Raw genomic sequence first — 4767 nt, 5'->3', positions numbered from 1 at the left:
CGCCTTGTCCTGATTTAAATTTAATCCACTATATCGTTTCGCCAAATAGGCAGGGCATAGCGTTGCCCGCCTATTTGGCACCTCTATCCCCATCCCACCGGGAGCGCCGCATGAGTCTCAAACACAACATCAACCACATCCGCTTCCTCATCAACCAAGGCGCGGACCTCTTGCTGCTGCGCCTGCAAATCCTCGGTATCGACCTTTCCGGGCAAGCCACAGGCTTCATCAAAATCACCGCCGCTCTGCTCGCCGGCAGCGTGTTGCTGCTCGCCGCTCTGGTCAGCCTTTTCTTCGGCCTCGATGCCGTCCTACCCGTAAACATCAAAATTTGGGTGTTTTTCGGCCTGCCCGTGTTGCTCCTGCTCATTGCCTGGCTCCTGCTTGCACGCGCCCTGTCCGGCTGGCGGCAGGCCGGCGTGCAGGTAGCCTCCACCCTCGCCGACATGCGCCGCGACCTCGACACCCTGCGCGGCCATACTTCCGGCATAAACACCCAGCCTGCCGACACCGCGCCGGAGCAGCCAGAATGAATCCCCAGTCTCAGCAGCCGCTCAGCAAAGCGCAGCAGCGCGAACTTCTCGCCCTGCAGGCCGAACTCGCCCGCCTGAAAATCCGTAGCGAAAACCTGCGCCAACAAGGCCGAAACCGCGCCGGCAAACCCATCGATTGGCTCAAGCTGGCCGACAGCCTGCCCGTGGCCATGCTGCTGTGGCAGGCCGCCGTCCTGCCCGCCCCCAAACAACGCCAACTGCTGCCCAAATTCGGCCGCCTGCTGTGGCGCTGGTGGAGTAGTGAGCCGGAGAAAGGGAAAAAAGGAAAATAAATAGCTGGTCTGGTGGTAAAGGCTACCTGAAAGCATTTTGAAGCACTTTCAGGTAGCCTTTAACGTAAATCAAATCTGCCAACAGCAATGCTGCCCGCAGCCAGCTTCACGTCATCTGCCGGCGTGCCAGCAGCTTCGGCATTGCCACCGAAGCCGCCGTGGCGGCAATCACCAGCAAAATGCCCAGCCACGACAACGCGGAAACACGCTCGCCCAATACCAGCACCGCCAGCAGCGTGCCAAACACCGGCTCGGAGGCGATGAGCATGCCGGAGAAGTTGGCCGACACGCTGGTCATGCCTTTGTTCCACAGTGTATAGGAAAGCCAGCTGCAACACACGCCCAAATAAAGCAGCCCCAGCGCGCCGGGCCAGTTCCATTCGATACGCAGTCTGTCGGCAAAGGCCAGACTCACCGGCAGGCACAACAGCGGCGCCACGGCCATGGAAAGCGAGGTGAAGGCAGGCGCGCCAATTTCGGCAATCATCCGCTGCGTGGGGCGCATGGTGGTGCAAAACACCGCACCGCCACCGAACACCATCAGGCAGCCGAACAGGCTGATGTCGCCTTCCCCGCCGCTGCCGGCAATCAGGAGCGCCACCCCGGCAAAGGCCGCCAGCCCGCACAACCAGTGATACCAGCGGGCAAAGTCGCGGAAAAAGAAGTGGCCGATAAACACCATCAACAGCGGCTCAAGCCCGACAATGGTGGAAGCGCTGGTGGCAGAGGTGTATTTCAGCCCCACAAATTGCATGGCGAGCACCACCACATAGTTTAAAAACGTTAGCCACAGCAGCGGCCGCCAATGCCGTTTTTCCAAACTGCGCCCGAAGCGCAAAGCCGCAGGCAGCACCAGCAGCGAGGCCAGCAACAGGCGGCACAGCAACATCAGGAGCGGATCGGTCATGGTGTAGGTGTATTTGGCTGCAATGAAGGCGCTGCTCCACAAAATGAGCGCGATGATTTGGTAAAGCACGGTGTTTCCTTAGCCGAAGCGCGGCAGGCGAAAAAAGGCGGCAGTTTACTCCGCACCAAACGGCGGGGCAATGAATGGTAGAGCAGAGCAGAGCCAAGACAGCCATGCCCAAACGGCTACGATCCGCAGGCCGAAGGCGTAATGGCTAACAAACCTATACTGTCTGTATCCTTGTACTCAGACGATAAATCGTGGCAATCCAATCCGCGCACGGCTGGCAGAAAACAATACTTTAAATCAACCCCGCCTGCTTCAGCTCGTTCTTCAAATAAGCGTAATACACCGGCGAAATGATGATGCCGCTGATGCCGAAGATTCGCTCGAACACCACCATCACCAGCAACAATTCCCACGCGCTCGATTCAATTTGCGAGCCGATGATTTTGGCGTTGAGGAAATATTCCAGCTTGTGCACCACCACTAAAAACACCAGCGAAGCCGCGGCCACATAGAGCGACGCGCCCAGGCTGAGGATGATGATGACCGTGTTCGACACCAGATTGCCGGCCACCGGCACCAGCCCTACCACAAATGCAATCACCAGCACGGTGAGCCGGAAAGGCAGCTCCACGCCGAAGGCGGGCAGGATCAGATACAGATAAACGGCGGTAACGGCGGTATCGATTAGAGAGATTTTCACCTGGGCGATAAACACGCGCTCAAAGCTGGTTTGGAAGTTGGTAATGCGCCGCACCAGCTGGACTTTGAACGGCGGCATCTGATGGCGGCTGCGGCGGGTGTTGAGACGGTGGAAGCTGAGCAGCGCGCCGATAATCACGCCGATGAGCACATACACAAAGGAAGTGAAGCTGTTTTTGCTGATGCGGGTGAGTGTGGCACCGTATTCGGTAAGCAGTTCGGCAGCGGCGGCTTTAATCTCGGCCAGATTTTCGGGCAGCATATTCAAAATGGCCGGCGGCAGCTCGCCGTTATTTTTGGTGTTGGCCAGAATGGCGGCGAGTTTGGCCAGCATCACCGTGATGTGCCCGCTGTGAATCAGGCGGTACACGCCCAGCGCCATCAAGGTGATGGCCAAGAGCACCAGGCTGATGGTGAACGTGGCGGAAACGAGGTTGATGTTGCGCACATTGAGCGAGCGGTGTAGGAAGGTGTTGTGCGGCAGCAGGCGGTGGCGCATCCACAAAATCAGGCCGTTGGTGCGGTTGATGAAAATGTAGGTAAGGATGATGGAGAGCAGCAGCGGCAGGAAGCGGAAATACAGGATAACCAGCAGCGCGGCGGCCATCAGGATATAGGAAGCGGTGCGGAATTTGGTGGTTTCGGTGTGCATGATGTGGCGGTGTGTAAAAGGGTGGGGCTACCTGAAAAGCGGGGATTGGGTTTCAGGTAGCCTTTCTCGGGATGGGGTTAGTCGGTAGTGTTATCGCCATCGGTATCGGCATCAGTATGGCGGGCAGATGGAGGAAGTATATTGTAAAGCAACAGTTCGTGCGGCACGGTGGTTTGATCGCTGCCGGAAAAAGCAAGCTGGTTGTCGCTGTAACCCTTTTCTATGCCAAAGGTGGCAACAAGTTTGCGGCCAGAGAGCTGCGGAATAATGTCGTTAAATGTAAATTCCACCGTGTTGCCTTGTTGGATGGCAGATTTCAGGAATGGGAAGTGTTCTGTGGCCGGCAAAGATAATTTGATTTGGCCGGGCTTGGCGGCATCGGCGCCATCTAGGTTTGTATGCTCATGGATATGTTTGAACAGCCCGGCCAGACGGCCTCTAATAATATAGTTGATACAGGCTTGGTCGGCCGTGCTGAGAAGCTCGGCATAAACTGGGTCGTTTGTGTCTGCTCCGGCAGCCTGCAAATTGGCGCGAATGCCGAAACGGCAGCGTTCGGCAATATATTGGTCGCCGGGGTGGGCTTTATCGAATTCCTCTTGTCGTTGGGAGGCTGCTTCTTCTCGGCGGGAGAACTCCTCAACACTATATCTCCTGCCTGCTTGAGGGTTGGCATGGGCGGGGCTGTTGGCGCGAGGCCGATGATGTGGTGCGGCTTGAGCGGCAAAGGGCGTAGCAGCCAGCAAAGAGGCCAGTAACACAATATATCGGTACTGCATGGCTTGTTCCTGAATTAAGTTGGGAAGAGGCTACCTGAAATATGGCTATTGTTGTTTTCAGGTAGCCTTTGGGTGCTCGGGTCGGGTTCGAGAATCCGACATCCTACAGTTGCTGCCTGCAAGCGTGAGTTTCAACGAGGTTAAAACCACGTGCGTGTGTTTCGTATACACCCTGCCCATACAGGTTAAGCTTGCTCACACTTCATCGGCGTAATTATTCTTAATAAATTCAATACACTCTTTCAGTTTCTCTATAACAATTTCGGTTGGCATTACCACTACGATTTCATCAGTTAATAGGCTGTCTATTTTTGTCATCTCTTTGCCGACAATTACCCCAAAGTGCTCTCGATACTGTTCAACTTCACCGCCATTAGGCACTTCTTCCAATATTTCCTTCAATAGGGTTTCAGACATTTCTAACAAATGCTTAACCCCCATTCCACCATCATCCATTAAAAAATCTGCTAACCAGCCAAATTTTTCATACCCACTATTCGCATGAAAAAGTACTCCAAACTGATTGCTACCGTTTTGAAAGAAATCTTTTGTAAAAATTAAATTCATACTTAAGGTCCATTAAATTATTTCATAAGAGGACAAACAGCAGGCGTAGCCCGCATAGCGGTAGTCGGAAGTCGGACTCTTGAATCCGACATTTGGATATAACGCCTGCTTCGTTGAATCTACGCTTTCAGGTAGCCTGAAAGGGGCTACCTGAAAACTGAAAACCGCGTGCGCTCCGCATACACTCTGCCAAGCGGGCTGCGCTTGCTGAGTGTCAAACGGATTAAGGCGGTTGAAGAAGCCCTCAAACTCTGGACGAGAAGCGCATTGGATGATGTGATGCCGGGTGATTTGTTTTGGGGCTGACGTAGATTAGCCCTAAATTCCA

Annotated in this window: 7 protein-coding genes; 3 read left to right on the top strand and 4 right to left on the bottom strand. The window is 54.7% G+C overall.

Features of this window, described 5'->3' with window-relative positions:
- Positions 1-110: 110 nt before the first annotated feature.
- Positions 111-533 carry a phage holin family protein gene (locus HMPREF2541_RS04435; protein WP_064083823.1) on the top strand — a complete coding sequence of 141 codons (423 nt, stop codon included), beginning with the start codon at positions 111-113 and terminating at the stop codon, positions 531-533.
- The gene (locus tag HMPREF2541_RS04430) at positions 530-826 is read left to right on the top strand and encodes a hypothetical protein (RefSeq protein ID WP_003824527.1); all 297 of its coding nucleotides are present in this window, start codon (positions 530-532) and stop codon (positions 824-826) included. Before HMPREF2541_RS04435 ends, HMPREF2541_RS04430 begins: the two co-directional genes overlap by 4 nt.
- 106 nt (positions 827-932) lie before the next feature.
- Here the strand turns inward: HMPREF2541_RS04430 and HMPREF2541_RS04425 are convergent, their stop codons facing one another.
- The 4 genes from HMPREF2541_RS04425 to HMPREF2541_RS04410 form a co-directional block, all read right to left on the bottom strand.
- Positions 933-1802 (bottom strand): DMT family transporter, encoded by an 870-nt coding sequence (locus HMPREF2541_RS04425; RefSeq protein WP_003824526.1) that lies wholly within the window; start codon positions 1800-1802, stop codon positions 933-935.
- Positions 1803-2034: 232 nt separating this feature from the next.
- Positions 2035-3093 carry an AI-2E family transporter gene (locus HMPREF2541_RS04420; protein WP_023887515.1) on the bottom strand — a complete coding sequence of 353 codons (1059 nt, stop codon included), beginning with the start codon at positions 3091-3093 and terminating at the stop codon, positions 2035-2037.
- Between the two features lie 77 nt (positions 3094-3170).
- Entirely contained in the window at positions 3171-3872 is a 702-nt protein-coding gene (locus tag HMPREF2541_RS04415) for a hypothetical protein (protein ID WP_070541924.1), read from the bottom strand.
- Between the two features lie 195 nt (positions 3873-4067).
- Positions 4068-4439, bottom strand: coding sequence for a hypothetical protein (locus HMPREF2541_RS04410; RefSeq protein ID WP_070541921.1), 372 nt, complete (start codon positions 4437-4439; stop codon positions 4068-4070).
- A 168-nt stretch (positions 4440-4607) separates the two neighbouring features.
- On the opposite strand from HMPREF2541_RS04410, the gene HMPREF2541_RS12155 reads away from it, so the two are divergent.
- Positions 4608-4745, top strand: a complete 138-nt coding sequence (locus HMPREF2541_RS12155) for a hypothetical protein (RefSeq protein ID WP_168161092.1) — start codon at positions 4608-4610, stop codon at positions 4743-4745.
- Positions 4746-4767: the final 22 nt, after the last annotated feature.

This window comes from Eikenella sp. HMSC061C02, from assembly GCF_001809035.1.
Lineage (GTDB): Bacteria > Pseudomonadota > Gammaproteobacteria > Burkholderiales > Neisseriaceae > Eikenella > Eikenella corrodens.
Note: the sequence above shows the minus strand (reverse complement) of the source record. Positions and strands in the feature narration are given on the sequence as shown.

What these genes read in the sequence shown, in the direction of transcription:
- HMPREF2541_RS04430 (WP_003824527.1), top strand. Translation starts at nt 530, where the DNA reads ATGAATCCCCAGTCTCAGCAGCCGCTCAGCAAAGCGCAGCAGCGCGAA.
- HMPREF2541_RS04420 (WP_023887515.1), bottom strand. Translation starts at nt 3,093, where the DNA reads ATGCACACCGAAACCACCAAATTCCGCACCGCTTCCTATATCCTGATG.
- HMPREF2541_RS04415 (WP_070541924.1), bottom strand. Translation starts at nt 3,872, where the DNA reads ATGCAGTACCGATATATTGTGTTACTGGCCTCTTTGCTGGCTGCTACG.
- HMPREF2541_RS04435 (WP_064083823.1), top strand. Translation starts at nt 111, where the DNA reads ATGAGTCTCAAACACAACATCAACCACATCCGCTTCCTCATCAACCAA.
- HMPREF2541_RS04410 (WP_070541921.1), bottom strand. Translation starts at nt 4,439, where the DNA reads ATGAATTTAATTTTTACAAAAGATTTCTTTCAAAACGGTAGCAATCAG.